20 protein-coding genes and 4 tRNA genes are annotated in these 25,486 nt (G+C 68.1%); 13 read left to right on the top strand and 11 right to left on the bottom strand.

The genetic code is table 11. From position 1 onward, the window contains the following. Positions 1–67: 67 nt before the first annotated feature. The 7 genes from ACIRRA_RS01595 (at position 68) to ACIRRA_RS01565 (ending at position 7,644) form a co-directional block, all read left to right on the top strand. Positions 68–823 carry a response regulator transcription factor gene (locus ACIRRA_RS01595; RefSeq protein WP_040854884.1) on the top strand — a complete coding sequence of 252 codons (756 nt, stop codon included), beginning with the start codon at positions 68–70 and terminating at the stop codon, positions 821–823. Further along, the gene (gene mshD, locus ACIRRA_RS01590; RefSeq protein ID WP_402761614.1) at positions 823–1,719 is read left to right on the top strand and encodes a mycothiol synthase; all 897 of its coding nucleotides are present in this window, start codon (positions 823–825) and stop codon (positions 1,717–1,719) included. Before ACIRRA_RS01595 ends, mshD begins: the two co-directional genes overlap by 1 nt. Before the next feature lie 230 nt (positions 1,720–1,949). Continuing rightward, positions 1,950–3,068: a phosphate ABC transporter substrate-binding protein PstS gene (gene pstS, locus ACIRRA_RS01585; RefSeq protein ID WP_402761611.1), complete on the top strand. Its 1,119-nt coding sequence runs from the start codon at positions 1,950–1,952 to the stop codon at positions 3,066–3,068. Between the two features lie 114 nt (positions 3,069–3,182). After that, entirely contained in the window at positions 3,183–4,154 is a 972-nt protein-coding gene (gene pstC, locus ACIRRA_RS01580; RefSeq protein ID WP_354830965.1) for a phosphate ABC transporter permease subunit PstC, read from the top strand. Beyond that, positions 4,151–5,050: a phosphate ABC transporter permease PstA gene (pstA, locus tag ACIRRA_RS01575; protein ID WP_402761608.1), complete on the top strand. Its 900-nt coding sequence runs from the start codon at positions 4,151–4,153 to the stop codon at positions 5,048–5,050. Before pstC ends, pstA begins: the two co-directional genes overlap by 4 nt. Positions 5,051–5,062: 12 nt before the next feature. Then, complete coding sequence (pstB, locus tag ACIRRA_RS01570; RefSeq protein ID WP_040854892.1) at positions 5,063–5,839, top strand: phosphate ABC transporter ATP-binding protein PstB; 777 nt, start codon at positions 5,063–5,065, stop codon at positions 5,837–5,839. 188 nt (positions 5,840–6,027) lie between these two features. After that, a complete protein-coding gene (locus ACIRRA_RS01565) occupies positions 6,028–7,644 on the top strand; it encodes an MFS transporter (RefSeq protein WP_402761606.1) in 1,617 nt (538 codons plus the stop codon). Positions 7,645–7,701: 57 nt separating this feature from the next. Here ACIRRA_RS01565 and phoU read toward each other — a convergent pair whose 3' ends face one another. The 8 genes from phoU to ACIRRA_RS01525 form a co-directional block, all read right to left on the bottom strand. Continuing rightward, positions 7,702–8,373 carry a phosphate signaling complex protein PhoU gene (phoU, locus tag ACIRRA_RS01560; RefSeq protein WP_356998930.1) on the bottom strand — a complete coding sequence of 224 codons (672 nt, stop codon included), beginning with the start codon at positions 8,371–8,373 and terminating at the stop codon, positions 7,702–7,704. 110 nt (positions 8,374–8,483) lie between these two features. Next, positions 8,484–10,640 (bottom strand): LCP family protein, encoded by a 2,157-nt coding sequence (locus tag ACIRRA_RS01555; RefSeq protein ID WP_402761603.1) that lies wholly within the window; start codon positions 10,638–10,640, stop codon positions 8,484–8,486. A gap of 241 nt (positions 10,641–10,881) precedes the next feature. Continuing rightward, positions 10,882–12,030, bottom strand: coding sequence for a tRNA dihydrouridine synthase DusB (gene dusB / locus ACIRRA_RS01550; RefSeq protein WP_402761601.1), 1,149 nt, complete (start codon positions 12,028–12,030; stop codon positions 10,882–10,884). 72 nt (positions 12,031–12,102) lie between these two features. Next, positions 12,103–12,924: a hypothetical protein gene (locus ACIRRA_RS01545; protein WP_402761598.1), complete on the bottom strand. Its 822-nt coding sequence runs from the start codon at positions 12,922–12,924 to the stop codon at positions 12,103–12,105. A 4-nt stretch (positions 12,925–12,928) separates the two neighbouring features. Next, on the bottom strand, positions 12,929–13,702 hold the full coding sequence (locus tag ACIRRA_RS01540; RefSeq protein ID WP_402761595.1) for an alpha/beta fold hydrolase: 774 nt from the start codon (positions 13,700–13,702) through the stop codon (positions 12,929–12,931). Between the two features lie 154 nt (positions 13,703–13,856). Further along, entirely contained in the window at positions 13,857–14,843 is a 987-nt protein-coding gene (locus ACIRRA_RS01535) for an acyl-ACP desaturase (protein WP_402761592.1), read from the bottom strand. Between the two features lie 210 nt (positions 14,844–15,053). Next, positions 15,054–15,638 (bottom strand): DUF937 domain-containing protein, encoded by a 585-nt coding sequence (locus tag ACIRRA_RS01530; RefSeq protein WP_402761590.1) that lies wholly within the window; start codon positions 15,636–15,638, stop codon positions 15,054–15,056. 135 nt (positions 15,639–15,773) lie between these two features. Further along, a tRNA-Lys gene (locus tag ACIRRA_RS01525) sits at positions 15,774–15,846 on the bottom strand. 1,136 nt (positions 15,847–16,982) lie between these two features. On the opposite strand from ACIRRA_RS01525, the gene ACIRRA_RS01520 reads away from it, so the two are divergent. The 5 genes from ACIRRA_RS01520 to ACIRRA_RS01500 all read left to right on the top strand — a co-directional run bounded on the left by ACIRRA_RS01520 (position 16,983) and on the right by ACIRRA_RS01500 (position 19,154). Beyond that, on the top strand, positions 16,983–17,648 hold the full coding sequence (locus ACIRRA_RS01520; protein WP_356998950.1) for a TetR/AcrR family transcriptional regulator: 666 nt from the start codon (positions 16,983–16,985) through the stop codon (positions 17,646–17,648). A gap of 92 nt (positions 17,649–17,740) precedes the next feature. After that, positions 17,741–17,813: transfer RNA gene (locus ACIRRA_RS01515), tRNA-Glu, on the top strand. A 35-nt stretch (positions 17,814–17,848) separates the two neighbouring features. After that, a tRNA-Asp gene (locus ACIRRA_RS01510) sits at positions 17,849–17,922 on the top strand. Positions 17,923–17,979: 57 nt separating this feature from the next. Beyond that, positions 17,980–18,056: transfer RNA gene (locus ACIRRA_RS01505), tRNA-Phe, on the top strand. A 396-nt stretch (positions 18,057–18,452) separates the two neighbouring features. Beyond that, positions 18,453–19,154, top strand: coding sequence for a polyprenol monophosphomannose synthase (locus tag ACIRRA_RS01500; protein WP_040855099.1), 702 nt, complete (start codon positions 18,453–18,455; stop codon positions 19,152–19,154). Here ACIRRA_RS01500 and ACIRRA_RS01495 read toward each other — a convergent pair whose 3' ends face one another. Together ACIRRA_RS01495 and ACIRRA_RS01490 are read right to left on the bottom strand one after the other, a co-directional pair. Continuing rightward, positions 19,155–20,684 carry an HAD-IB family hydrolase gene (locus ACIRRA_RS01495; RefSeq protein WP_402761587.1) on the bottom strand — a complete coding sequence of 510 codons (1,530 nt, stop codon included), beginning with the start codon at positions 20,682–20,684 and terminating at the stop codon, positions 19,155–19,157. Further along, positions 20,681–23,050 (bottom strand): glycerol-3-phosphate 1-O-acyltransferase, encoded by a 2,370-nt coding sequence (locus tag ACIRRA_RS01490; RefSeq protein WP_402761584.1) that lies wholly within the window; start codon positions 23,048–23,050, stop codon positions 20,681–20,683. Before ACIRRA_RS01490 ends, ACIRRA_RS01495 begins: the two co-directional genes overlap by 4 nt. Before the next feature lie 161 nt (positions 23,051–23,211). Here ACIRRA_RS01490 and ACIRRA_RS01485 point away from each other — a divergent pair, with 161 nt between their 5' ends. Beyond that, positions 23,212–24,594 carry a salicylate synthase gene (locus tag ACIRRA_RS01485; RefSeq protein ID WP_402761581.1) on the top strand — a complete coding sequence of 461 codons (1,383 nt, stop codon included), beginning with the start codon at positions 23,212–23,214 and terminating at the stop codon, positions 24,592–24,594. A 3-nt stretch (positions 24,595–24,597) separates the two neighbouring features. On the opposite strand, the gene ACIRRA_RS01480 is transcribed toward ACIRRA_RS01485, so the two are convergent. Continuing rightward, complete coding sequence (locus ACIRRA_RS01480; RefSeq protein ID WP_402761579.1) at positions 24,598–25,467, bottom strand: oxidoreductase; 870 nt, start codon at positions 25,465–25,467, stop codon at positions 24,598–24,600. Positions 25,468–25,486 lie beyond the last annotated feature (19 nt).

The following is a 25,486-nucleotide window of genomic DNA, read 5'->3' as shown; positions in this document are numbered from 1 at the left end:
GACCTGCATGAGGTAGTGGCGGACAGTGCGGTAGCCACACACATGCCAGATGGGATGGAGGGCCCCCATGGAGCTGCTCCTGCTGACCTCCGACCCCAACCCCGAGTCGGTGTTGCCGTCGCTGGCGTTGCTGCCGCACCACGTGCGACCCGCGCCGACCGAGGTGGCATCGCTGCTCGAGGCGGGTTCTGCCGATGTGGCGCTGGTCGATGCCCGCACCGATCTGGCCGCCGCGCGCGGACTGTGCCGTTTGCTGGGCAGCACCGGATCGTCGGTACCGGTGGTGGCCGTGCTGACCGAGGGCGGTCTGGTCGCGGTGAACGCGGACTGGGGACTCGACGACATCCTGCTTCCCGGCACCGGGCCCGCCGAACTCGACGCCCGGCTGCGCCTGCTGGTGGCCCGCAACGGCGGGGTCGCCAGCCCGGAGAACACCGGCAAGATCACCCTCGGCGAGCTGGTGATCGACGAGGGCACCTACACCGCCCGGCTGCGCGGTCGCCCGCTCGACCTGACCTACAAGGAGTTCGAACTCCTCAAGTACCTGGCGCAGCACGCCGGCCGGGTGTTCACCCGCGCCCAGCTGCTGCAGGAGGTCTGGGGCTACGACTTCTTCGGCGGTACCCGCACCGTGGACGTGCACGTGCGCCGCCTGCGCGCCAAGCTGGGCAGTGAATACGAGTCGCTGATCGGGACGGTCCGCAATGTCGGCTACAAGGCGGTGCGCCCGGCGCGCACGGCCGGCAAGGGCGACGCGGTCACCTTCCCCGACTCCGACGGCACCGACGACTCCGAATTGACCACGGCGAACGGCGCTCTCTGATGACCTCCTGGACCGACCGCCTGCCCTCCGAGACCGCCGCGCAGGTGCGGGCGGTCCTGGAGCGGGCCACCACCGCCGACGGGGTGGCACCGATATCGGAACAGGCGGTGCTTTCGCTCGGAAACGATTCGCCCGCACGACATCTGGTGGACATCCGCGATGGCGCGGTCGCCGGGTACGCGAATCTGGTTCCGGCCCATGACGAGCATCCGGCCATGGCGGAGATCGCCGTCGATCCGGCGGCCCGCGGGCAGGGTATCGGCGCAGGTCTGGTGGCCGCCGCACTGGCCGCGGGCGGGCCGGGGGCGCGGGTCTGGGCGCACGGTGACCTGCCACCCGCGCAGGCTGTGGCGGCCCGCTTAGGTCTCTCCGTTTCGCGTGAATTGTGGCAAATGCGTCGAGAGTTGGCTAACTCTGAGATACCAGAATTGACGGTGCCCGAGGGACTCGAACTGCGTACCTACACAGGGCCTTCCGACGATGCCGAACTGCTGCGCGTGAACGGTGCAGCCTTCTCGTGGCATCCCGAACAGGGCGGCTGGACCGAGCGCGATATCGACGCCCGCCGCGCCGAATCCTGGTTCGATCCCAAGGGCCTGTTCATCGCCGTGGATCCGGCGCGGCCGGACCATGTCCTCGGATTCCACTGGACCAAGGTGCATTCCGACGAGACCCCGCCGATCGGTGAGGTCTACGTGGTCGGCATCGACCCCGATGCGCAGGGGCGCGGCCTCGGCCGGCTGCTGACCCTGGCGGGTCTGCACTATCTGCGGGACCGCGGTCTCGGCACGGTGCTGCTCTACACCGAGGGCGACAACACAGCGGCCGTGCACACCTACACCCGGCTCGGTTTCACCCGATTTCACATCGACGTCGCCTACTCGAGCGGCTCCTGAAATCCCCTCGGCAACAGTGCGGCTAATGTCACATCCGGTGTGCCGCAATCAGGGTGGGTTGTTCATCTCTCGTTCACCCACGCTGGTCCAACTGTCAACCAGGTGCCCTTACGTTGCAAGTGGGCCGCAGACCGCTGCCCGGTGCGCTAGTTCGCAGCGAACAGCCGCCAGATCGCGCCCGTCCGACCGTTGAGGGGTTGGACGTGCAATCGTGATTCCCGGAGGAATAGGTGAATCTCAAGCGCAGCAGCGCCCTGCTCGGTGTGTTGGCCGCGGCCGGTGCCCTGACCCTGTCCGCGTGTGGCAGTGACAACAACAGCACCACCAACGGCGCGGCCAAGATCGACGTCGCGTGCGGCGGCAAGACCTCGCTGAAGTCCAGCGGCTCGACCGCCCAGAAGAACGCGATGGACCGCTTCGTCGCCGCCTACCAGGCGAACTGCAGCGGCGCCAAGCTGGACTACACCGGCTCCGGCTCGGGCGCCGGCGTGAACGAATTCATCGGCAACCAGACCGATTTCGCCGGTTCGGACTCGCCGCTGGACAGCGCCAAGGGTGAGACCGACAAGGCCGCCGCCCGCTGCGGCAGCCCGGCCTGGAACCTGCCGGCCGTCTTCGGCCCGATCGCCGTCGCGTACAACATCCCCGGCATGGACGACCTGGTCCTGGACCCGCCGACCCTCGCCAAGATCTTCTCCGGTGACATCACCACCTGGAACGACCCGCAGATCAAGGCCCTGAACACCAACAAGGCCGACAAGCTGCCGTCGGACAAGATCGGCGTGATCTTCCGCTCTGACGAGTCGGGCACCACCGACAACTTCCAGAAGTACCTGACCGCCGCCGGTGGCTACACCAAGGGCGCGGGCAAGGCCTTCAACGGCGGCGTCGGCGAGGGCGCCAAGGGTTCTGACGGCACCTCGGGCGCGGTCGCGAACACCAAGTTCACCATCACCTACACCGAGTGGTCCTTCGCCAAGGCGCAGAAGCTGTCCACCGTGCGCGTGCTGACCACCGCCACCTCCAACGACCCGAAGCCGGTCGAGCTGAGCGCCGAGTCCGCGGGCAAGGCCGTCGACGCCGCGAAGGTCGCCGGTCAGGGCAACGACCTGGTGCTGGACAACAGCTCGATCTACAAGCCCACCACCGCGGGCGCGTACCCGATCATGCTGGCCACCTACGAGATCGTCTGCTCGAAGTACAGCGACGCCGACACCGCCAAGGCCGTCAAGGCGTTCCTGACCTCGGCGGTCGGCAACGGCCAGACCGGTCTCGCCGACGCCGGCTACGTGCCGCTGCCGGACGCGTTCAAGACCAAGCTGACGACCGCGATCAACGCCATCCAGTGATCGCCTGATCGAAAAACCACGATGACCGTGCACGACGAAGCTGCATCCTCGGGTCTGTCCGTTTCGACCGACCCGAGGGAGCAGCGTGCCCAACTGCCGGGGGATACTGCGCTGATGCCGACCGAACCCAGCACCAAACCGGCCGCGGGGCGCGGCGCACCCACGAAGTTCGGCGCGGAGTTCGCTTTCCGCTCGGCGGCCACGGCCGCCGGTGGGATCATCGTCGCCGCCATCGCCCTGATCGCACTGTTCCTGCTGATCCGGGCGTGGCCCTCGATCATGGCGAACAAGGCGAACTTCTTCACCACCACCGAGTTCAACGTCAAGGACGAGAACAACCTGCGCTTCGGCATCAAGGACCTGTTCATGGTCACAGTGCTGAGCTCGGTGTTCGCGCTGGCGATCGCCGTGCCGATCGGTGTGGGCATCGCGCTGTTCCTGACGCAGTATTCGCCGAAGGCGCTCGCGCGGCCGTTCTCGATCATCGTGGATCTGCTGGCGGCCGTGCCGTCGATCGTGTTCGGTCTCTGGGGTCTCCTGGTCGTGGCCCCCAAGTTGGGGCCCTTCCAGGACTTCCTGAACAAGAATCTGAGCTGGCTGTTCCTGTTCTCCGACGGCAATGTCAGCATCGCCGGTGGCGGCACCATCTTCACCGCCGGTGTGGTGCTGGCGGTGATGATCCTGCCGATCATCACCTCCGTCAGCCGTGAGGTCTTCGGCCTCACCCCGCGCTCGCAGATCGAGGCGGCGCAGGCGCTGGGCGCCACCAAGTGGGAAGTGGTGCGCCTGACCGTGCTGCCGTTTGGCCGCTCGGGCGTCATCGCCGGTTCCATGCTCGGCCTGGGTCGCGCGCTCGGTGAGACCATCGCGGTCCTGATCGTGCTGCGCACCTCGACCAAGGCCGGCCACTGGTCGCTGTTCGACGGCGGCTACACCTTCGCCTCCAAGATCGCCTCGGCCGCTTCGGAATTCAGCTCGAAGCTGCCGACCGGCGCCTACATCGCCGCCGGTTTCGTGTTGTTCGCTCTGACGTTCGTCGTCAACGCACTGGCTCGGCTGGCGGCCGGCGGGAAGGTCAACGGATGACCACCACACTCGACAAGCCGATCAAGGCCCCGACCTTCCGGCATGTCAGCGTCGCCCGCCGGCTCAAGAACAATATCGCCACCGGCCTGGTCTGGCTGTGCTTCGGCCTGGCCCTGGTGCCGCTGCTCTGGGTGCTGTACGTGGTGATCCAGAAGGGCGCGAAGGCCGTCGCCAACATCGACTGGTGGACCAAGTCGCAGAACGGTGTGCTGCCCGATCAGCACGCCGGCGGTGTCTACCACGCCATCTACGGCACCATCGTGCAGTCGGGCATCGCCGCGATCATCGCGGTGCCGCTCGGCATCATGGCCGCCGTCTTCCTGGTCGAGTACGGCCGGGGCTGGCTGGCCAAGACCACCACCTTCATGGTGGACATCCTGGCCGGTGTGCCCTCGATCGTGGCCGCGCTGTTCATCTTCGCGCTGTGGATCGCCACCTTCGGCAACCCGCAGAGCGCCTTCGCGGTGTCGCTGGCCCTGGTGCTGCTCATGCTGCCGGTGGTGGTGCGCAGCACCGAGGAGATGCTCAAGCTGGTTCCGGACGAATTGCGGGAAGCCTCATACGCTCTCGGTATTCCGAAGTGGAAAACCATTGTGCGGATCGTGATTCCGACCGCCGCGCCGGGCATGATCTCGGGCATGCTGCTGGCCATCGCCCGCGTCATGGGTGAGACCGCGCCGGTACTGGTGCTGGTGGGTTACTCGAAGGCCATCAACTTCGATGTCTTCAACGGCAATATGGCCTCGCTTCCGCTGCTGATGTACCAGGAGCTGTCGAATCCGGAGCCCGCCGGCCGCGAGCGCATCTGGGGTGCGGCGCTGACCCTGATCCTGATCATCGCGCTGCTGTACCTCGCCGCCGCGGCGGTCAACAAGCTGCTGACGCGGAACCGATAGAAGGAAAGACTGATGGCCAAGCGAATTGACGTCAAAGACCTCAATATCTACTACGGCAAGTTCCATGCGGTCGCCAATGTCGGGCTGACGGTGCTGCCGCGCAGCGTGACCGCGTTCATCGGTCCGTCCGGTTGTGGCAAGTCGACCGTGCTGCGCGCGCTCAACCGCATGCACGAGGTGACCCCGGAGGCCCGCGTCGAGGGCGCGGTGCTGCTCGACGGCGAGGACATCTACGGCGCCCAGGTCGATCCGGTCGGCGTGCGCCGCACCATCGGCATGGTGTTCCAGCGGCCGAACCCGTTCCCCACCATGTCGATTCGCGACAATGTGGTGGCCGGGCTGAAGCTGCAGGGCATTCGCAACAAGTCCCAGCTGGACGAGGTGGCCGAGCAGTCGCTGCGCGGCGCCAACCTCTGGAACGAGGTCAAGGACCGCCTCGACAAGCCGGGTGGCGGCCTGTCCGGTGGTCAGCAGCAGCGTCTGTGCATCGCCCGCGCCATCGCGGTGTCGCCGGACGTGCTGCTCATGGACGAGCCGTGTTCGGCGCTGGACCCCATCTCCACGCTCGCGATCGAGGATCTGATCACCGAGCTGAAGAAGGAGTTCACCATCGTCATCGTCACCCACAACATGCAGCAGGCCGCGCGTGTGAGTGACCAGACCGCGTTCTTCAATCTGGAGGCGCAGGGCAAGCCGGGCAAGCTCATCGAGATCGACGAGACGGAGAAGATCTTCTCCAACCCGTCGCAGAAGCAGACCGAGGACTACATCTCGGGTCGCTTCGGCTAAAAAATAGACCCTCCGGCGTTTACGGCCCCTGCCATCAGGCAGGGGTCGTTCCGTTTGTGCAGGTGGGGCCGTGTGAGCGGCCGCTGTGTGGCGTCGGTCATATGGCCTGCCGGTGATTGTGTGCAACCGTTCGTAACAGTTAGTCTGACCCTATTGGTAAACCGATCGGTTTAGTAAGGAGGTGTCGGATGACCGTCTCAACGGCGAGCCCGGGATCCGGACAGACCGCGGCGGAACTGCCGCAGCGGGCCAAGGTGGCGGCCCTGATCGCCATCTGTCTCGCGGAACTGCTCGTGGTCCTGGACAACACACTGGTCAATGTGGCCCTGCCATCCATGGCCGTACAGCTGCAGGCCGACATGAGCGGCCTGCAATGGATCGTCGACGCGTTCACCCTGGCCTTCTCCGGCCTGCTGCTCGCCATGGGACACCTCGGCGATCGGTTCGGACGACGGCTGTTCATGATCATCGGACTCAGCGGCGTCGCGGTCATGTCAGCCGCCGGCGCGCTCTCCTCCGGCCTCGGACAGGTCATCGCGGCCCGCGCCGGCATGGGCGTGTTCGCGGCCGTGGTCTTCCCGGCCACGCTGGCGCTCATCACCAATATCTTCACCACGGCCCGCGAACGCGCCGCCGCCATCGCGCTGTGGACGGCCATGGCCGGCATCGCCGTCGCCATCGGCCCGACCGTGGGCGGCTGGCTGCTCGAGTACTTCTCCTGGCACTCGGTGTTCTGGATCAATGTCCCGGTGGCGCTGGTGGGCATCGGGGCGGTGCTGGCCACCGTGCCGGAATCCCGTGCCGACCATGTGGATCGGCTCGACCGCATCGGCATCCTGCTTTCCCTGGCCGGCGTGACCGCGCTGGTGTGGTCCATCATCGAGGCCCCCAAGCACGGCTGGTTCGCGACCGAAAGCCTTGCGGGCTACCTGCTTTCGATCGCCCTGCTGGCCGCGTTCGTGGCCTGGGAGCTGCGGGTGCCCGCGCCGGTGCTGAACATGCGGCTGTTCCGCAATCGCCGCTTCGCGCTGCCGTCACTGGCCATCACGGTGTCCTACTTCTCGGCGTTCGGCTTCCTGTTCCTGATCACCCAGTACTTCCAGGGCGTGAAGGAGCTCTCGCCGCTCGAATTCGGCATCCACTCACTGCCTTTCGCGGTGGCGGTGGGCTTCGGCGCACCCATCGCGACCATGCTGGCGCAGCGGGTGGGCACCACGGCCATGCTGGTGTCCGGGCTGCTGATCCTGGCGGCGGCCATGTACATCGCGGGCCGGACCACCGTCGAAACCCCGTATCTGGGACCGGTTGTGGTGTCCATGATCCTGATGGGCCTGGGCTTCGCGGTGGTGCAGGGACCGGCGACCGAATCCATCATGGGCGCGGTGCCGCTGGAGGAGGCGGGGGCGGGCTCGGCGGTCAACGACACCACGCGTGAGGTGGGCGGCGCGCTCGGGGTGGCCCTGCTGGGCTCCATCATGACCTCGGTCTACGCCGGGAAGATCAGCGGCCGGATCGACGCGATTCCCGCGCAGATCATGAACGTGCAGCAGAAGGAACTGGCGGGCAATACGCCCATCAGCATCATCGGGATCGTGAAGGCGCCGGTGAATCCGCTGCTGGCGCAGGCGAAGGCGGATCTGATCCACGCCATGAAGGTCGCGGCCATGCAGGGCGCCGAGGCCGCGTCGTATGTCGCGGTCGGCACCCTGGTGGTGTGCGCGGTCATCGTGGCCGCGACGCTCCCGTGGCGCCCCGAACGGGGTCGGTCGATCCTGATGGGCTGGCGCGAGTCCGACGGGGACTGACCCGCACCGAATCGAGGGAGTTCCGGGGTGCGCCCCCGAACTCCCTCGATCGTCGTCCTAGATGCTTTCCTTCTCGGAATCCGGGTCGGGCGGCAGCACGCCGGTGACCAGGAACACCACACGCCGCCCGATCTCGACGGCGTGGTCGGCGAAGCGCTCGTAGTAGCGGCCCAGCAGCGCCACGTCCACGGCCGCCGCCACGCCGAACTGCCAGTCGCGATCCATGATCAGCGTGAACAGGTGCTTGCGCAGGTCGTCCATCGCCTCGTCGTCGTCGGTGAGCTTGGCGGCCCGCTCGGGATCGCGAGACTCCAGCACCTCCTTGGCGGTGGCGCCCATCTTGACCGCGACCCGGCCCATCTCGGCGAAGTAGCTGTTGACGGCCTCCGGCACGGCGTGCGCCGGGAAGCGCCGACGGGTCATCTTGGCCACGTGCAGCGACAGCACGCCCATCCGGTTCACATCGGCGACGATCTGAATCGCGCTGACCACCTGCCGCAGATCACCGGCGACGGGGGCCTGCAGGGCCAGCAGTGCGAAGGCCTTCTCCTCCGCCAGCTGGATCATCTCGGCGATGCGGTCGTATTCGGTGATCACCTGCTCCGCGAGCTCGAGATCGGCGCTGAGCAGGGACTGGGTGGCCCGCTCCATCGCCGATCCGGCGAGCCCGGCCATGCCGCCGAGCAGATCGGCGAGCTCGGCCATTTGTTCGTTGTAGATGACACGCATGACTCAAGACATTAGTGCGCACCGCTGACCAAGTCACCAACTGCGGGTTAACCGTCGGTGCTGGTCGGTTCCAGCGCCGATGCCGCAGTTCCGGCCAGCGGGACGCGCGGTCACTTACACAGGTCGTCGGCGGCGTTGACGTGCTCGAGATCGGACGGAAGTGTGACCGGAGCCGCACTGGGCCCACCCGAGTCGCTCGGTGTGTCGGGCAGCGGCTGACCGAAGGCGGTGGGCGCCTTCACGGTGCCGGTGAAATCGGAACCGGCGACCACTTCGACAATGCTGCCCAGCCCGCTCGCCGGTTCCAGGATGGCACCCGGAATGGCGCTGGCCACCGTCCCGGCCTCGGCCTCGTGGCCGCTGGAGTAGCGGACCTTGGTCTTGGGCGAGGTGCCGTCGGCATAGTTGCCGGTGCTGTAGATCTGGAAGCCCTGTGCGGCCAGCTTGGTCGCCGTGGCGCCCGCGATGCCCACCTGGCCGGAGCCGTTGGACACCTGCACCGAGACGGTGCTCGGATCCACGGCCGCCGCATTGGGCTTGGCCACGGGCGCGGCACCGGTACTGGGCGGGGTGTCGGTCTGCTTCTCGCCGGGCAGCGGCTGGTCGTCGATGATGGCGCGGAAGATGGCCTTGATATCCGATTCGCGCGGGATCTCGTTGCCGTAGGAGGTGGTGCCCGCGGTGGGGACGGTCAGGAAGGTGATGGCCCCGGCCTGCATCTTCTGCATCGAACGGCCAAGTGTCAGAAGGTCTTTGGTGGTGACGTTGTCCATGAACGAGTGCTTGGCGAAGGCATCGATGAAGCCGTTGAGCTTGCCCGGATCGAAGAGCACCTTGCTCGACAGCGCACTGCGCAGCAGTGAGGACAGGAACCGCTGCTGCCGGTTGATGCGGTCGTAGTCGCTGCGCTCCTCGCCGTACACGTGCCGGGCGCGCACGTAGTCCAGTGCGGTGGAGCCGTTCACGACCTGCTTGCCGGGCGTGGTGAGCACGGTGCCGAGGATCTCGTCGACCAGCGGTTTGGTGGTGCACACCTCGACGCCGCCGACCACGTCGACCATGGATTCGAAGCCCGAGAAGTCGATGCCGACGAAGTGGTTGATCTTCAGGCCGGACAGTTTGGTGATCACCTTGGTCAGGCACTTGGGTCCGCCGAGGGCGTAGGTGGCGTTGAGCTTGTCACCGTCGGCGGCGGGGAACTTCTCGCCGGTGTAGGCGGCCTTGTCGTTGTCCCAGCCCTCGCAGACCGGGCGGGTGACGTCCAGGTCACGGGGGAAGGACACGGCGACCACGCGGGCCCGGCTGGCGGGGATGTTGACCAGCATGACGGTGTCGGAGCGCGCGCCCTCGGCGTCGTCCACGGTGCCCGCGCCGAGGGTGCCGTTGGCGCCCGCGCGGGTGTCGGTGCCGACGATGAGGAAGTTCTCGTCGCCGGTCTGTCCGTCGGCGTCGACGACGTCGGGTGAGTTGTCGTCGAGTGCGGAAACCTGCTGGAAATTGTTGTCTTTGGCGCGCAGGTAGCTCCAGCCGCTGCCGGTCACGATGAGCGCGATGACGGCGACGACGGCGAGCGTGGCGCGGCCGGCCAACTGCAGCCGCCGGTTGCGGCGGCGACGCGTGCTCGAAACCCATTTGGCCGGTGCGGGTCCCACGGCCGCCGGGAGCGCGGTGGTCGGATAGTCCGCGGGCGACTTGACCTTTCGCGCGATCAGCGCCCGGGTGCGGGCGTTCGCGGTCGGGGCGGCCGGCGGGGGCGGCACGGTGTCGGTAACCGGGGGTAGTTCCACGGTGACCGGTTCCGCGGTCGGGTCGGCCGGGCGCGCGCCGCGATTGCCGGGTGCGTTCGCGACCCGGCGTAGGTGGCTGGTATCGCGCACAGCGCGCTGGGACCCGGTGTTCGCCGCGGGCTGCGCGCCGGTCGAGGCCGCCGGCTGTGATCTGGTGGCCGGCACGGGAGCCTGCGGGGCTGCCGGTTGCGGTGGCACGGGTGCCGAGCCGTCCGGCCAGGGGATTTCGCGGCTCGTCTCGGCCGCGGGTTCTTTCGGAGTCTCCGGTTCGTCCCGGCGGCGTCGCCGGGTCTGCCGTTCGCTGTCCACGCGGTCGACCAGGTCCTGGACCGAAATAGGTGCTGCGGCAGTGGGTTCGGCGTCGTCGGTGTGCCGGGAGCGGCGGCCGGCGAGCGCCGGATCGTCCTCGTCCGCGGGGTAGCGCTCCCAGGGGGCGCGACCTCCGGGCCGTGGCGTACGCCCGTACCGATCGTCACCCACCAACGAACCTCACTTCGCTCTTGATGCCGAGGGCCATGATAACGATTTCGCCACGGCGAACCACTCGAACGTATGTCCACCGCAGGTGGGGCCGGTTTTTCGCGTTGTCGGGTATGCGGCACGCCCGGGTGGGCACGCTTCGCAAAGTGTGCCAGGGCGTCGCCGCATCGCCCGGCAGCTGCGCCGGGTGGTGATCGGATCGAGCTCGAAACGGGAGCGATCAGCTGCCGCCGTGAATGACTCAGCCGCCGCTGTGCATGACGTCGGCCGCGGTGGGCACGGTCGCGTCCTCGGGATCGTCGAGCCAGCCGTCGGGGAGGGCCACCTTGGTCTGCGGGGAACCCTGGCGTCCGCGCGGGCCGAGCGCATCGGCCGGGAACGGTACATCCGGCTCCAGCTGCCCGACCAGATCCGCGATCTGCGCCAGGCTGGTCACCGTGGCGAACTGCCGGCGCAGCGCCGAGCCCACCGGGAAACCCATCAGGTACCAGGCCATGTGCTTGCGGATATCGCGCATGGCCTTGTCCTCGCCATCGTGCTCGACGAGCAGCGCGGCGTGCCGGTAGAGGATCTGGCCGACCTTGCCGAGGGTGGGGCCCTCCGGAATCGGCTCGCCGCGCAGGGCGGCGCTCAGCTCCCCGAACAGCCAGGGCCGGCCGAGGCAGCCGCGGCCCACGACCACACCGTCGCAGCCGGTCTCGGCCATCATGCGCAGGGCGTCATCGGCGGTGAAGATATCGCCGTTGCCCAGCACCGGAATGCCGGTCACGGTCTCCTTGAGCCGGGCGATGGCGGACCAGTCCGCCTGCCCGGAGTACAGCTGCGCGGCCGTGCGGGCGTGCAGCGAAACCGCCGCGGCGCCTTCGGCTTCGGCGATGCGGCCGGTGTCCAGGTAGGTGTGGTGTTCGTCGTCGATGCCGATGCGGAACTTGAAGGTGACCGGCACATCGCCTGCGGCCGCGACCATTTCGCGCACGATCTCCCGGAACAGCCGCCGCTTGTAGGGCAGCGCCGACCCGCCGCCGAGGCGGGTGACCTTGCGCACCGGGCAACCCAGGTTCATGTCGATGTGGTCGGCCCAGCCCTCACCGACGACGATCCGCACCGCCTCGCCCAGGGTCTTGGGGTCGACGCCGTAGAGCTGCATGGACCGCGGCGACTCGTCCGGCCCGAAGGCCATCATGTTCAGCGTCTTCTCGTTGCGCTCCACGATGGCCCGCGCGGTGATCATCTCGCACACGTACAGCGAAGTGGCGCTGCCGAATTCGCGGCACAGGGTGCGGAAGGCGATATTGGTGATGCCCGCCATCGGGGCCAGCACGACCGGCGGATCGAGCGGGTAGGGCCCGATCCGCAGCTCGGTCTTCGGGGCTTCGAGCGAGACAGTCACATCGTCCAGTCTCTCATCCGCGCGCTCGCGGCCAGAGCCGCGTACCGCCCGCAGTGCCCCCGGTCACAGCGGTCACCACATTCGCAAGCCGCGGCGGCGCACCACGGCGACCGCGAGCACCGTGCCGACAAGCCAGACCGCGAGCCCGACCCCGAGGTGGATCGCACCGCGCAGATCGCCCGGCATCGAGCGGCCCAGGTGGTAGCCGAGGATGGCGCGCTGCTCGCCGTCGATCGGCGCGACGAAATAGTAGAGCCCGTACGGCAGGACCAGGTGGGTAAGCCAGGGCAGCGTGCTGCGCCAGTCCCGGCGCGCGGCCCAGCGTTGCCCGAGCGCGCGTGGCGGGACCGCGAGCAGCGCCGACACGACATTGCCCACCCCGAGCCAGGCCAGGATCGGCAGCGCCACATCGGCGACCGAAACCCCGGCGCGCTGCATCGGGTGCGCGCTGGTCTTCGCGGTGAGCACGGCCGTGGCCAGCAGCGTCGGCAGTCCCACGATGATCAGCAGCGCGAGGTTCTTGACCACCAGGACGCGCTGCACCGGTACCCCGGCGGCCAGGCTCAGCCGGGTCCGGTCGGCGTCCACGCCGAGCACATTCGTGGTGGTGACGTCGGCGAGCACGAAGGTCGCGAAGTAGACGCCGACCAGCACCACCCAGCCGTGCTTGTGCAGGGTGAGCGGCGAGATCAGCAGAAAGAGCCCCGACAGCACCACATTCGCGCCGATTCCCTCCAGCCACAGCGCGGGCGGGGTGAACGACCAGCGCACCTCGCCCGCGACCTGCCGCCACAGCGGCCGCCCGGGATCGATCGGGCTGGGGGTGGGATGGCGGCGCTCGGTGTGGAACTGGGTGAGCGCGCGTTCTCGTACGGCCAGCAGGGTGCCGCGCATCGGTTCAGTCCAACGAGTCGACAAAGTCGCCTATCCGCGCGGCCACGGCGCCGGGCAGCCGTCGTGGCAGATGGTGGCCACCCCCGCTGATCAGATCGATTCGGGCACAGGGCAACTGCTCGCACAGTGCGTGGGAGGTGGAGATCGGCACGACCCTATCGGCCGGGTCGGCGATGATCAAGGCCGGCACCCGGATGTCCGCGAGCCTCGCCGTCCACCGGTCCAGCGTGTCGAACATTTCCCGCTGTTCGGTCAGGAAACTGCGCCACACCGGACCGTGCCGGTAATGCACGCCGGCGAGCAGTGCGAGCGCGGTCCCGGCGGCCGTCCCGGCCGGGCTGTGGTCGAGGCCCTTGCGCGCCAGCCACGGCAGCACCGACCACGCGGTCAACGCCAGTGCGGCGCCGGCGAACGGTGCGGCGAGCAGCTCGTCCCAGGCGGTCAGGCAGCCCGGTCCCACGCTGGAGACCAGCACCAGTCCGCGCACCCGGTGCGGCGCCAGCGTCGCGGCCGCCAGTGCGACCGCCCCGCCGTACGAATGTCCGGCCAGGACGGCACTGTCGATGCCCTCGTGGTCCAGCCGGTCGAGCAGCCAGCGGGCATTGTCTTCGATGGATCCCGCCGGTTCCGGATTGTCGCCGTATCCGGGGCGGTCGAGGGCCAGCGCGGTGAGCGATCCGGGCAGTCGGGCGGTCACCGCGTCCCAGTCGGATCGATCGCCCGGTTGTCCGTGCAGCAGCACCACATTCGCGGTGCGGACCCGGGTGTCGAGGCTCATGCAGTCATGATCGGGCCCGCGGGCCCGAACCGGCCGGGGAAATCCCGGTGAGCTTGCTGTGAGTCGCGCTCAGGGCGCGAAAACGGCCCCTCCGGATCGAAATCCGGAGGGGCCGTGGCTATTCGCTCGAGGGTCCGGGAAAGCCCGCAGCCGGCTAGCTGCCGGTGGCGGCCAGCTCCTTCTCGCGCTTGGCGGCCTCGCGGGCCAGCATGCGGTCGCGCTGCTCCTCGAACTTCACGACGTCCTTGCTGAGCTTCTCGAGGAAGGTGCCCAGGCGCTCCCGGGTCTCCTCACCGCGCGCGGTGAAGTCGTCGCGCTCGAAGATCCGCCACTTCTTGAGCACCGGGTTCACCACCTCTTCGAGGTGCTGGCGCAGGTCGTAGATGCCGTGCTTGGCCATCAGCACGCCATTGCGGCGGAAGTTGGGCATGCCGGCGCCGGGCATCTGGAAGTTCTCCAGGATGAGGGTGATGGCCTCGAGGGTCTGGTCGGGCGACAGGTCGAGGGCCGCACCGCACATGTTGCGGTAGAAGATCATGTGGAGGTTCTCGTCGGCGGCGATGCGCTGCAGCATGCGGTCGGCGATCGGATCGTCGCAGACGCGGCCGGTGTTGCGGTGCGAGACGCGGGTGGCCAGTTCCTGGAAGGTCACGTACGCGACCGAATAGAGGAATCCGGCATTGTTCGACAGTTGTTCGAGCTCCTCGGTGGGCGAGGCGAACCCGTTCGTCATGTGGATCATGCGGGCCTGCTCGAGGGCGACCGGATCGACGCCGCGGGTCACGACCAGGTAGTCGCGCATGACGATGCCGTGCCGGTTCTCCTCGGCGGTCCAGCGGCCGACCCAGGTGCCCCAGGCGCCGTCCTGGGAGAAGTTCTCGGCGATCTCGCGGTGGTAGGAGGGCAGATTGTCCTCGGTGAGCAGGTTGGTGATCATGGCCGCCTTGGCGACCTCGTTCAGTTTCGACTGTTCCGGATCCCAGTCGACACCACCCATGGCGGCGAAGTTGCGGCCTTCGTCCCACGGCACGTAGTCGTGCGGGTGCCATTCCTTGGCCAGGGAGAGGTGGCGATTGACGTTCTCCTCGGCAACCGGCTCCAACTCCGTCAGCAGCTCGAGTTGAGTCAGATCCTTTGCCATACGTGTGCCCTTCGTGTCGTGCGTCGTGCTGTCGTACCCTCGCCGGCCTGCCGCCGCGCCCATACCTTACGTGACCGTAGGGTGATGTGAAACTCACATGTGCGCCATTGCGGCGTAGGTGAGAGATGTCATATGACAGGCGGCCCACAGCGACGGGTGTATCGCCGTGGGCCGTAGTTCGTTAGCCGCGCATCCGCGCGAGATGCCCGATTACTTCTTACCCAATAGCCCGCCCAGTACGTTGCCGAGCACACTGCCCGCGTTCTGGCCGACCGCCCTGCCCGGAATGTCGCCCGGACCGCCGCCACTGTTTCCACCGGTGGCGCCGCCGAGCAGACTGCCGAGCAGATCACCGATCCCGCCGCCGGGCTGCGCGACCGCGCCGCCGCCTCCACCCAGGGCCTTCTTACCGAGGTAGGCCAGCACGATCGGCGCGAGCATGGGGAGCAGGTTGCCCATCAGGTCCTGGCTGATGTTGTTACCGCCGACATTGCCGAGAGCGCTGATCACCGTGTTCTTCTCGGCGCCGAAGGTCTGATCGACGATCTGGCTGCCGTTGGAGACGTCCACCTGACTCATGTCGACACCGCGGTCGAGCAGGCCGTGCGGCTGGCTGGCGACTTCGCTTTCCAGGTTCAGTCCGACCTCGGGGTTGCCGACCTGTGTCTGGAAGCCGCCGAGTAGGACGGGGACGGCCGCATCGATCGCCGTCTTCGCGGTCGCCTCGTCGACGCCGAGCTTCTCGGCGATCTGGGCGACCGGGACATTGGAGAGCAGGTCATCGAAGGAAGTCATGAACTCCGCCTGTGGTGATGGTTCCCGGGAAAAGCTCTGCTCCGGTCACGGTAGGTGAAGTCCGGGCGGATTGCTACAGATTCGCGGATGTGGCGAGGGGCCCGGAAGTATGACTCCGGGCCCCTCGCGTGGGTGTGCCCCCACCAGGGCTCGAACCTGGGACCTGCGGATTAAAAGTCCGTAGCTCTACCAACTGAGCTATAGGGGCGTGCGGGACGTCAGTTTAGTGCGCCGACCCCGCAAGTGTTAAACGAGTATCCGATTGTGCTCTGGCGGACGGTGTTTGCGCAGGTCACGATGTGCCGTCGGGGTCCGGGCGGGTGCGGCGCGGGCGCGCGACGGGGAACCGCGGAGCCCGGTGGCGTTCGCGTGGGATGACGCGGTGTGCCGTTGGGTGACGGGCCGTGCCGATCGGGTGACGGGCCGTGCCGATCGGCGGGGCTCGGGGAGTCGCGGAGGTCGGTTGGGGGGACGATGTGGCGCTGTGAGGGTGCGGACCGGTCGGTGCGGCACCGCGAGAAGGTGGACCCCGGGGCGGGCAGGGGTCGGCGCGGAGTGTGGGCGGGGTGGGGTGGCGGTGTGGTCTCGCCGTGTCCACTGCCCGATGGGTTCCGGGCAGCCCGGTAAGCGGGCGCTGATTGCCGGTTCCGAGGGGTCCGGCAATCGCCTTGCCACTCAGTTTGTTTCGCTGCGCCGAAGTGTGAATATCATCCAATGGTGATGTGTGGCAAGCTATTTGGTGCTGGGGGTGGAAACCGGTCGGAGCCGGCGCGGGCGTGGGGGCGGCGGCTCGGTGGCACTGCGGTGTCGGTGTGGACAGCGCGCGCGGCGGCGATCGATCGGCCGAACATCAGTGGGATATGGGCGAATTCGTCGATTCGAACCAATCATCCCTACGATTGCTGGGGAATTGCGGTTTTCGATAGGGGGTGTGCTGGCTAACTGACTTTCCGGTACACCCCACGCTGGGTGCGCTTTCCGGGTACGGTGACCGACTGGTGAATTCCCAAGGAACCGGGATTGCCCCGGCGGCACGGGATTCGGCTTATCGTTGATGTGCCCGAACGTGTCGCGACCGGTCTGGCCGATCGCGGCGCCAATACGATGAAGCTGCGGGGAGGCGGACCAGGACGACGTGAACGCCCGGGTGCGCACCCCCTGCGGTGCACCCGGGCGGGAAAAACTATACCAGTTGGTGTGTTTCAAGTTTTTCGCGCTTTTTCGTACCAAGAGTTTGGTAATTCCGGGCGAAGCCCGTTTTGAAGTATTTGAAAGACACGTAACTTTGCGTCGAGGCCGCGCGGCGGTCGGCGACGGTTAGCTAGCTTCGGAGGCGTTTCGAGCATGGCACGGCAGCAAGAGCGGGCCCGCCGGACACGCGCGGCGATCATCAGATCCGCCGCCGTTGAGTTCGGGAAGAGCGGCTATGCCGCTGCTTCGCTCAACCGCATATTGGAAGGTTCCCGGGCGACCAAGGGGGCCATGTACTTTCACTTCGACTCCAAGGAGGACCTGGCTCGCGCGGTGCTGGAGGCGGCGGTCGACCGCTATCGGGCATCGACCGAAAGGTGGCTCGCCAGAACCGATCTCGGTCCACTGGACGTGCTACACGGCATGATCGACGAGATCGCGCTGCGGCTGGAGAACGACATCATCATCCAGGCCGAGTTCCGGCTCATCATCGAGCCGGAGTTCTACCGCGACATCCAGGCCGGCGGCGGCCGCATCCTCGGGCGCGCCATCCGGCAGCTCGCGGTGAAAGCGGCCGAGCACAAACAGCTCCGCCCGGATTCGGATCCGGACCGGTTCACCCGCACCTTGGCGGCGGCGCTGGCGGGCCAGCGCTATATCTCCGATGTGCTGGCGGGACCGGTGGATCTGCGGGCCCGGTTCGCCGAGGCGCTCGAGGTGATAGTGGACGCCACCGCGACACCGGAGTGGAGCGAGGAGTTCCGCCGCACCGGCTGGCGGGTGTCCGCCCGGCTCGAAGATCTCAACTTGGGACTCTGACCAGCTGATTTGGGAATCACGCGGAGCCTGTCATAAGCTATCTCCGCTCCCAACGGAAGCCGTTGAGCAAACGGTCCGGAGAAATCCGGCGGGCCCCCTTCGTCTAGCGGCCTAGGACGCCGCCCTTTCAAGGCGGTAGCGCGGGTTCGAATCCCGTAGGGGGTACAACGATGGCAACATCGTTGTCGGAGCAAGAGCAAGGCCCTGTGGCGCAGTTGGTTAGCGCGCCGCCCTGTCACGGCGGAGGTCGCGGGTTCGAGTCCCGTCAGGGTCGCAAGACTCCTTGCATGGCAAGAAGTGGTACAGCGTGGCATTCGAATCGGGTGCCCACGGCCAGGTAGCTCAGTTGGTACGAGCGTCCGCCTGAAAAGCGGAAGGTCGCCGGTTCGATCCCGGCCTTGGCCACCAGATCTGGAAGACCTCGTCCCTCGGACGGGGTCTTTCGGCGTTCCGGGGTTATCCGCGCGTTTTTCGACCTGTGGGTCTGATCTTGGTGGAATGCTGGACCTCATGGCTGAGGACAATCAGTGGTATTACTGCATCTCCCATCAGAAGGCGGAGCAGGGGAAGACCTGTTGGGTCGGCGATCGGATCGGGCCTTATCCGGATAAGGCGACAGCGGAGCGGGCGTTGGATATTGTGCGGGAACGAAATCGGCGCGCGGACCAAGAGGACGACTGACGCCGGAGTGACGGGGGTGACGCGCTGCTCGGTGCGCTCACGAGGCACTCAGGTGGACCAGGTACGGTTTCGTAGCCAGAAAACGACCAAGCGGGAGGGTAAACCTTGAAGGTCACGGTGGTGGTGCCGACCTACAACGAGCGGGAGAACCTGCCGGTCGCGGTGGAGCGGCTGACCGCGCTACCGGTGGCCGACCTGCATGTGCTGGTGGTGGACGACAATTCGCCCGACGGCACGGGTGAGGTGGCCGACAAGCTGGCCGCCGACCTGCCGAACGTGGTGAGCGTGCTGCACCGCACCGAGAAGGACGGTCTGGGCCGGGCCTACATCGCCGGCATCACCAAGGCGCTGGACGAGGGCGCCGACGTGGTCATTCAGATGGACGCCGACCTGTCGCATCCGGCCGAGGTGATCCCGGCCATGCTGGACAAACTGGAGTCCACCGATGCCGGCGTGGTGCTCGGATCCCGTTATGTTCCCGGGGGTTCCACCGCGGCGGAGTGGAAGTGGTACCGCAAGGCGCTGTCGGCCTGGGCCAACTTCTACGTGAATATGATTCTGCGCCTGGGCGTGAAGGACGCGACCGCCGGTTTCAAGGCGTGGAAGGCGGACACGCTGCGCGCCATCGACGTCGCCTCGATCAAGTCCAACGGCTATTCGTTCCAGGTCGAGATGAACTACCGGACGGTCAAGAAGGGCATTTCGATCGCCGAGGTACCGATCCGTTTCGAGGAGCGCACCAAGGGCGCGTCCAAGATGAGCCTGAAGGTGCAGCTGGAGTCCGCGGCCATGCCGTGGAAGCTGCTCTTCGGTCGCGCTGTCTGACTAACTGCCGGGCTCACTTTCGGGCCAGTGGAGCAGCGTGTCCACGAACAGCTGCCGGACCTGTTCCACCTCGGCGTCCATCCGGGCCGGATCCCAGCCGCTGACATCGATCGGCGGTAGGACGGCCACGTCCACGACGCCTTTGCGCACCACGGCAGAATTGCGCCACGTGATTTCGCCCGCGTTCCGGATCACCACCGGAATCACCGGCACCCCTGCCTGCCGGGCAGTATGGAACGCGCCCTTCTTGAACGGCCCGATGCGCGGGGTCAGGGATCGGGTTCCCTCGGGCGCGATCACCACCGACAGTCCGCCGCGCAGGGTGTCGACGACGGGTTCCAGCGCGGCCTTGGCGGCCGCGGTGTCGGCGCGGTCGATGAAGGTCACCTCGACGAAGCGCATGAGGGGACCGAAGATCGGGTTCTTGGTGATCTCCCGCTTGGCGATGCCGGTGAATCCGGTGCCCAGCACCTCGGCCAGCACCACGATGTCGAACTGGCTCTGGTGGTTGAAGATGAACACGGCCGGGCGTGGGGCGCGGGCGTTCTCGGCGCCCACCACCCGGACCTTCACACCGGTGCCGCGCAGGGTGGTGTCCGCGGCGTAGGTCATCATCGAATCCGCCATCTGGCGGCGCTGTTTCGTGTGCGCCTTGGCGGCCACGCCGAACAGGGCCCCGCCCAGCAGGCCGGTGAATCCGGCCAGGGTGCGGGCGTAGTCGGTGGCTCCGGGTGCTTGCCGGGGCCGGAAGTGCAGCACCGGCCAATCCTTTTCGGCCGCCTCCAGCACGACGCGCGGATCCGGGTTCACCGCGACCGGGTGCCCGGCAGTCTGCAGCAGCGGCAGGTCGGCGGCGCTGTCGGCGTAGGCCCAGCTCTGGGTGAGGTCGATGTCGTGGGTGATGGCGAAGCGGCGCACGGCGTCGGCTTTGCCGTTGCGCCACAGCGGCTTTCCCTCCACGTGCCCGGTGAGCACGCCGTCCTGCACGGCCATGGCGGTGCACAGGACGTGCGGAACGCCGAGTTCCTCGGCTACCGGCCGCACCTGGTAGCAGGTGACCGAGCTGATCAGCACCAGCGTGTGCCCGGCCGCCTCGTGTTCGCGCACCAGCCGCCAGGCCTCCGGGTAGATGTGCCCGTACACGCTGCGCGCGAACGCCTGTCGCCCGAGTCGAGCCAGCTCGTCCTCGGCTGTCCCGGCCCAGCTGTACATCACCGATTGCAGGAAGCGCTCGTACTCGCCCTCACTGCGCGCCCCGCGAATACTGCCGAGCAGGGTGGCGGTGAGCGCGCCCTGGGTGCTGCTGCGCCGCAGCAGTCGCCGGGGCAGCGGCGGCGGGTTGAATCCGTGCACGACGGTGCCGCCGAAGTCGAAAATCGCTGCGACGCGCGGTCCTTGCGGTCCGGTGCGCACGGCTTCGAGGGCCGCGCCGAGATCCTGTGCGCCGATCGGGCGCTGGGTGACGCCGACGCCGGGCCGGAGCGGCAGTGCGGGCCGGCCCGCGCCGATTACCCGGACCCGGTGCGTCATAGCGCTTCCAGGCGGTTGGAGGGGTCGAGGGTGGCGGCCCGGGAGAGGCGCTGGCCGATGGCGCGCAGTTCCGCGGCGAAGCGGCTGCGGCGGGCGGCCAGATCGGCGGGATCGTCGGAGGGGATGAGCAGGCCGTGGTTGTCGGCGAGTTTGACCGCGCTGCCGAACAATTCGGAGGACACCGATTCGGGGCTGTGTAGCCGCTGCTGCAGCAGCATCTGTTTGCCGACCTGCAGGCATTCGTCGACCAGGGCCTTCTTGTCGATCTCGGCGACCGGGTCGCGGGCGGCCAACCGTTCGGCCACCACCAGTTGCGCGTCGAAGAACGAGCGCAGCACCCGGTGCGCCATCATGAACCCGGATTCGGCCAGCCGGGCCAGGATGTCGGAGCCGACGGTGCCCGCGGCGGTGCGTTGATGCCAGTCGGGGTCCACCAGCAGCATTTCCGCGGTGAGCTGGCTGGTGAATTCGGCCCGCTCCGGGAAGAAGAACTCGAACTTGAGCAGGTCGCGCAGCCGGAAGGCGGCCTCCCAGCCGACCCGGAGCTGATCGCCCTCGGGCGCCTCGACGGCGGTGAGGATGGCCAGTTCGAGGATGGCGCGGTTGACGAACCAGTGCACGGCACTGTTGCGATAGAACGCGGCCTCCAGGTGTGCCCCGGCATTGATGGCGTACACCGGTTCCAGCCCGCCGCGGTACACGGTGACGACGGTGGCGACGGTCAGCTGTTCGAGCACCACGGCCAGCCCGTGATCGTCACGCAGTGCGTCGAGTTCGCCGCTGGGCAGGTTCCGGCGCTCGATGTAACCGAGGACGGGTGCGATGGCGGTGCGCAGTTCGCCGCGGGTGAGGGCGCGCTCGTGCACGCCCAGCAGCACCAGGGTGGTGAGGGCGTTGACGGTGATCGGGGTGACGTCGTTGATGCCGACGGCGACCTCGAAGGCCAGCCGCTGCACGGCCAGGTGCTCGAGTTCGAGAGTCCGCTCGGGCGCCGGATTCGGGTAGACCGTCAGCGGATCGCCGTTCATGGCCAGCCGGTCGCGGGCCGAGAGCGGGGTCCCGAAGCGCACGTACACGCGCCCGGCCGAGTGCTGCTGGTTGCGCACGTAGCGGGCCAGCCAGGTCAGGCCCTCGGGTTGTTTGCGGCCGCCGGTCTGTTCGTCGGCGATGGCCCCGATCTCGTTGAGCCGCTCGTAGGTGATGGATACCGGCACCAGCATGACGTCGTCGATGCGTTTCGAACGCAGCGCGGCCGCAAGGTAATTCAGCAGCCCGTAGCGGGGCGGCCGGAGTTTGCCGGTGCGGGTGCGCCCGCCCTCGAAGTACCACTCCAGGTTGAAGCGCTTGCTGAGCAGGTAGGCGAAGTACTCCTCGACGACCGCCTTGTACACCTCGTCGTCGCCGAAACTGCGGCGGATGAACACGGTTCCGGTGCGCCGCGCGATGGGCCCGATCGGCCAGAACTTGAGGTTGGCCCCGCCGACCACGTGGTTGGGCGGAAAGTCGTTGCGCGCCAGGATGTCCCCGAGCACGAAGGCGTCCACGTAGGACCGGTGCGAGGGCAGGAAGACCAGCGGGTAGCGCCGGTTGAGCGAGCGCAGCCGGTCCAGCCCGGACTCGTCGGCGTCGACCTTCCAGGTGGAGGCGTGCACGGGCCGCATGGCCTGGGTGAACAGGTCCGACACCAGCCGGCTCTGCGCCGCGACGAGTTCGCGCAGGCCCCTCTCGGCCCGCCGGTACACCTCGCGCGCGGGCACGCCGGACTCCTCTGCGATGGCGTCGAGCCGCCGCAGGAATTCGGGCGAGTCCAGGATCTCCTCGACCACCAGCCGCGGCACCTTGTACCGGTCGCCGATGACGGCGCGTTCGGCGCGTTCCAGGGCGACGATGCCGGCGCGCACGATGGCCCGCCCGAAAGCGTCGGGCGCACCGGCGGATCCGGGATTGTTGGCGCGCAGCTCGCTGAGCCGGGCGGGTTGCCCGGTCAGCACCAGGTGCCGGTCGGGGGCCTTGCTGAGCAGCCGCCGCTGCATGAGCCGGTTGGGTTTGCGGGGGTTGGTGAGGGTGAGCAGGTCGCTGAAGGTGGTGCGGCGCACGCCGTCTCGCTCCGGCGGCAGCCACAGCACCCGGACCGGCACCACCAGCGGGTCGTCGCTGCGCCCGACCAGCCGGGCGGTGACGGCCGCGGGGTCGAGGTCGAGCTGGGTGACGGGGGCCGCGGTGCCGAATTCCTGGGTGATGCCGCCCTCGGCCAGCCAGTGTCCGACGAGGGCGCGCTCCACCGGGGAGGCGGCGTCGACCAGGGCGACCACGGACTGCGGAGCGGTGAGCGCGGCTTCGGGGAGCCGGCTGTCATGATCGAGCATTCTGGTTACCTCCGCATGAGCCGCTGCGATCCATTGAAGCCCAAACGTGCGGCGTCGGGCGGTAGGTCGGGCAATTCCCCGGTCGGAGCGTGGGTTTCGCGGCGGCGCGGGGGCGTCGTGACGCAGGTCGCGATCGACCCCTCCCCACGCTGGGAAAGGTAATGCTAACCTCGCTCATCAAGTTAGGTAAGCATAACCTTGGAGGTCTGGTGTCGGTCGCTGGCGAACGGGTACGGCTCGAGGGGGAGCAGCGGTGGGGCGAACACGTCACCGATCCGGTCGCGGCGGTCACCGCGCTGGCGGCGGCGGATCGCTTCGGCGAATACGTGGTGTACGAGCGGCCCGGCGAATGGGTGTTCGCGGCCGACCCGCTGGGCGGCGTCGAGCTGGACGCGAACGAACTGCGGGTGAGCTGGGACGGGCGCACCACCGCCGGGCCGTGGACGGGGAATCCGGCACAGGCCGTCGACGGCGCGCTGGCCGCATTGCCGCTGGACGGCCGGAATGCGTTCGGGTGGATCGGATTCGAGTTCTGCGCCTGGTCGCTGGGCGCGACCGCGCACGTGCATCCGCGAGCGACACTGGCGCACCTGATGATTCCGCGCATCGAGGTGCGCATCGACGCCGCCGGGGTGCGGGTGTCGGGTGCGACGCCGTCCGAAACCGGCGACATCCACGCGCTGATCGCGGCCGCGCAGGACACGAGGCTGCCGGTCGCGCACCCCGTCGACGTCACCGTGGATCCCACGGGCTACCGGGACCGGGTGGCCACCGGCGTCGCCGAGATCCGGGACGGCAGGTACCAGAAGGTGATTCTGTCGCGGAAGGTGGAACTGCCCTTCGCGGTGAACATTCCGGCCACCTACCGGCTGGGCCGCGTGCACAACACCCCGGCGCGCTCGTTCCTGCTGCGCCTGGGCGGACTGGAGGCCGCGGGCTTCAGCCCGGAACTCGTCGCGGCCGTGGACGGGGATCGGGTGGTCACCACCGAGCCGCTGGCCGGGACCCGGGCCTTCGGGCGTGGCGACGAGGTCGATCTGGCCGCCCGGGCCGACCTGGTGCGGGATCCGAAGGAGATTGTCGAGCACGCCATTTCGGTGCAGACCTCGTTCGCCGAGATCGCGGCCGTGGCGGAGCCGGACACCACCGCGGTCTCGGACTTCATGGCCGTGCGTGAGCGCGGCAGCGTGCAGCACCTGGCCTCCACGGTGCGCGGGCGGCTGGCGGCCGACCGCAGCCCGTGGGACGCGCTGGAGACGCTGTTCCCGTCGGTCACCGCCTCCGGGATTCCCAAGGCCGCGGGCGTCGATGCGGTGTTCCGCCTCGACCACGATCCGCGCGGCCTGTATTCCGGTGCGGTGGTGACGGTTTCGCCCGACGGCGCGCTGGAGGCGACGCTGGTGCTGCGCGCGGTCTATCAGACCGGCGCGGGCGCGTGGCTGCGCGCGGGCGCGGGCGTGGTCGGGCAGTCCCGGCCCGAACGCGAATTCGAGGAGACCTGCGAGAAACTCGGCAGCATCGCGCCGTACGTGGTGCGCGCCTGAGCGTCAGACGCCGAACTCGACCCCGGTCAATCGCTCGGACAGCTCCCAGAGCTGCCGGGCGGTCTTCTCGTCGTGGGAGGCGGCATTGGAGCCGACCCGGGCCGGGTGACCGCGCCAGTTGAACCGGTCCGGCCCGTAGTAGCCGCCCGGTTCGACCTCGGCGGTGGCGGCGTACAGCGTTGGGAGAGCGCCCATCTCGGCGCTCTGCGCCACCAGCCGATTGCCGAGGCCGACGATCTGCTCCAGCAGGTTCTGGGTTTCCGAGCTGATCTCGGTGGCGGCATAGCCCGGGTGCGCGGCCACCGACAGTGTGGGTGAGCCGGTGAGCGTCAGCCGTCGCTGCAGTTCATAGCTGAACAGCAGCAGCGCCAGCTTGGACTGCGCGTACGCGCCGAAACGGGAGTAGGCGCGCCGCTCCCAGTTCAGGTCCTCGAGATCGATGCGGCCGATGAAGTGGGTGATGCTGGAGGTGTTCACCACCCGCTCCGAAATCCGGTCCAGCAGTAAGCCGGTCAGGGCGAAGTGGCCCAGATAGTTGGTGCCGATCTGCAATTCGAAGCCGTCGGCGGTGCGCTGTTTCGGCACCGCCATCACCCCGGCGTTGTTGATGAGGACATCGGCGCGCTCGACACCCGCGGCGAAGGCGCGCACCGAGGCCAGGTCGGCCAGGTCGAGCTGGCGGATCTGCACGCTCCCCGGCATGGTCCGGGCCACGGCCTGCGCCTTGATCTCGTTGCGGCAGGCCATGATCACCTGGGCGCCGGCGGCGGCCAGGGCGCGCGCGGTGGCCTCGCCCAGACCGCTGGTCGCGCCGGTGACGATCACGATCCGGCCGGTCTGGTCAGGAATGTCCGATGTGTTCCACCCGCCCATGGCTGAACCCTAGGGCGTG

It is taken from the genome of Nocardia sp. NPDC101769 (assembly GCF_044766925.1).
Taxonomy (GTDB): Bacteria; Actinomycetota; Actinomycetes; order Mycobacteriales; family Mycobacteriaceae; genus Nocardia.
This window is presented reverse-complemented; position numbering and strand designations above follow the sequence as displayed.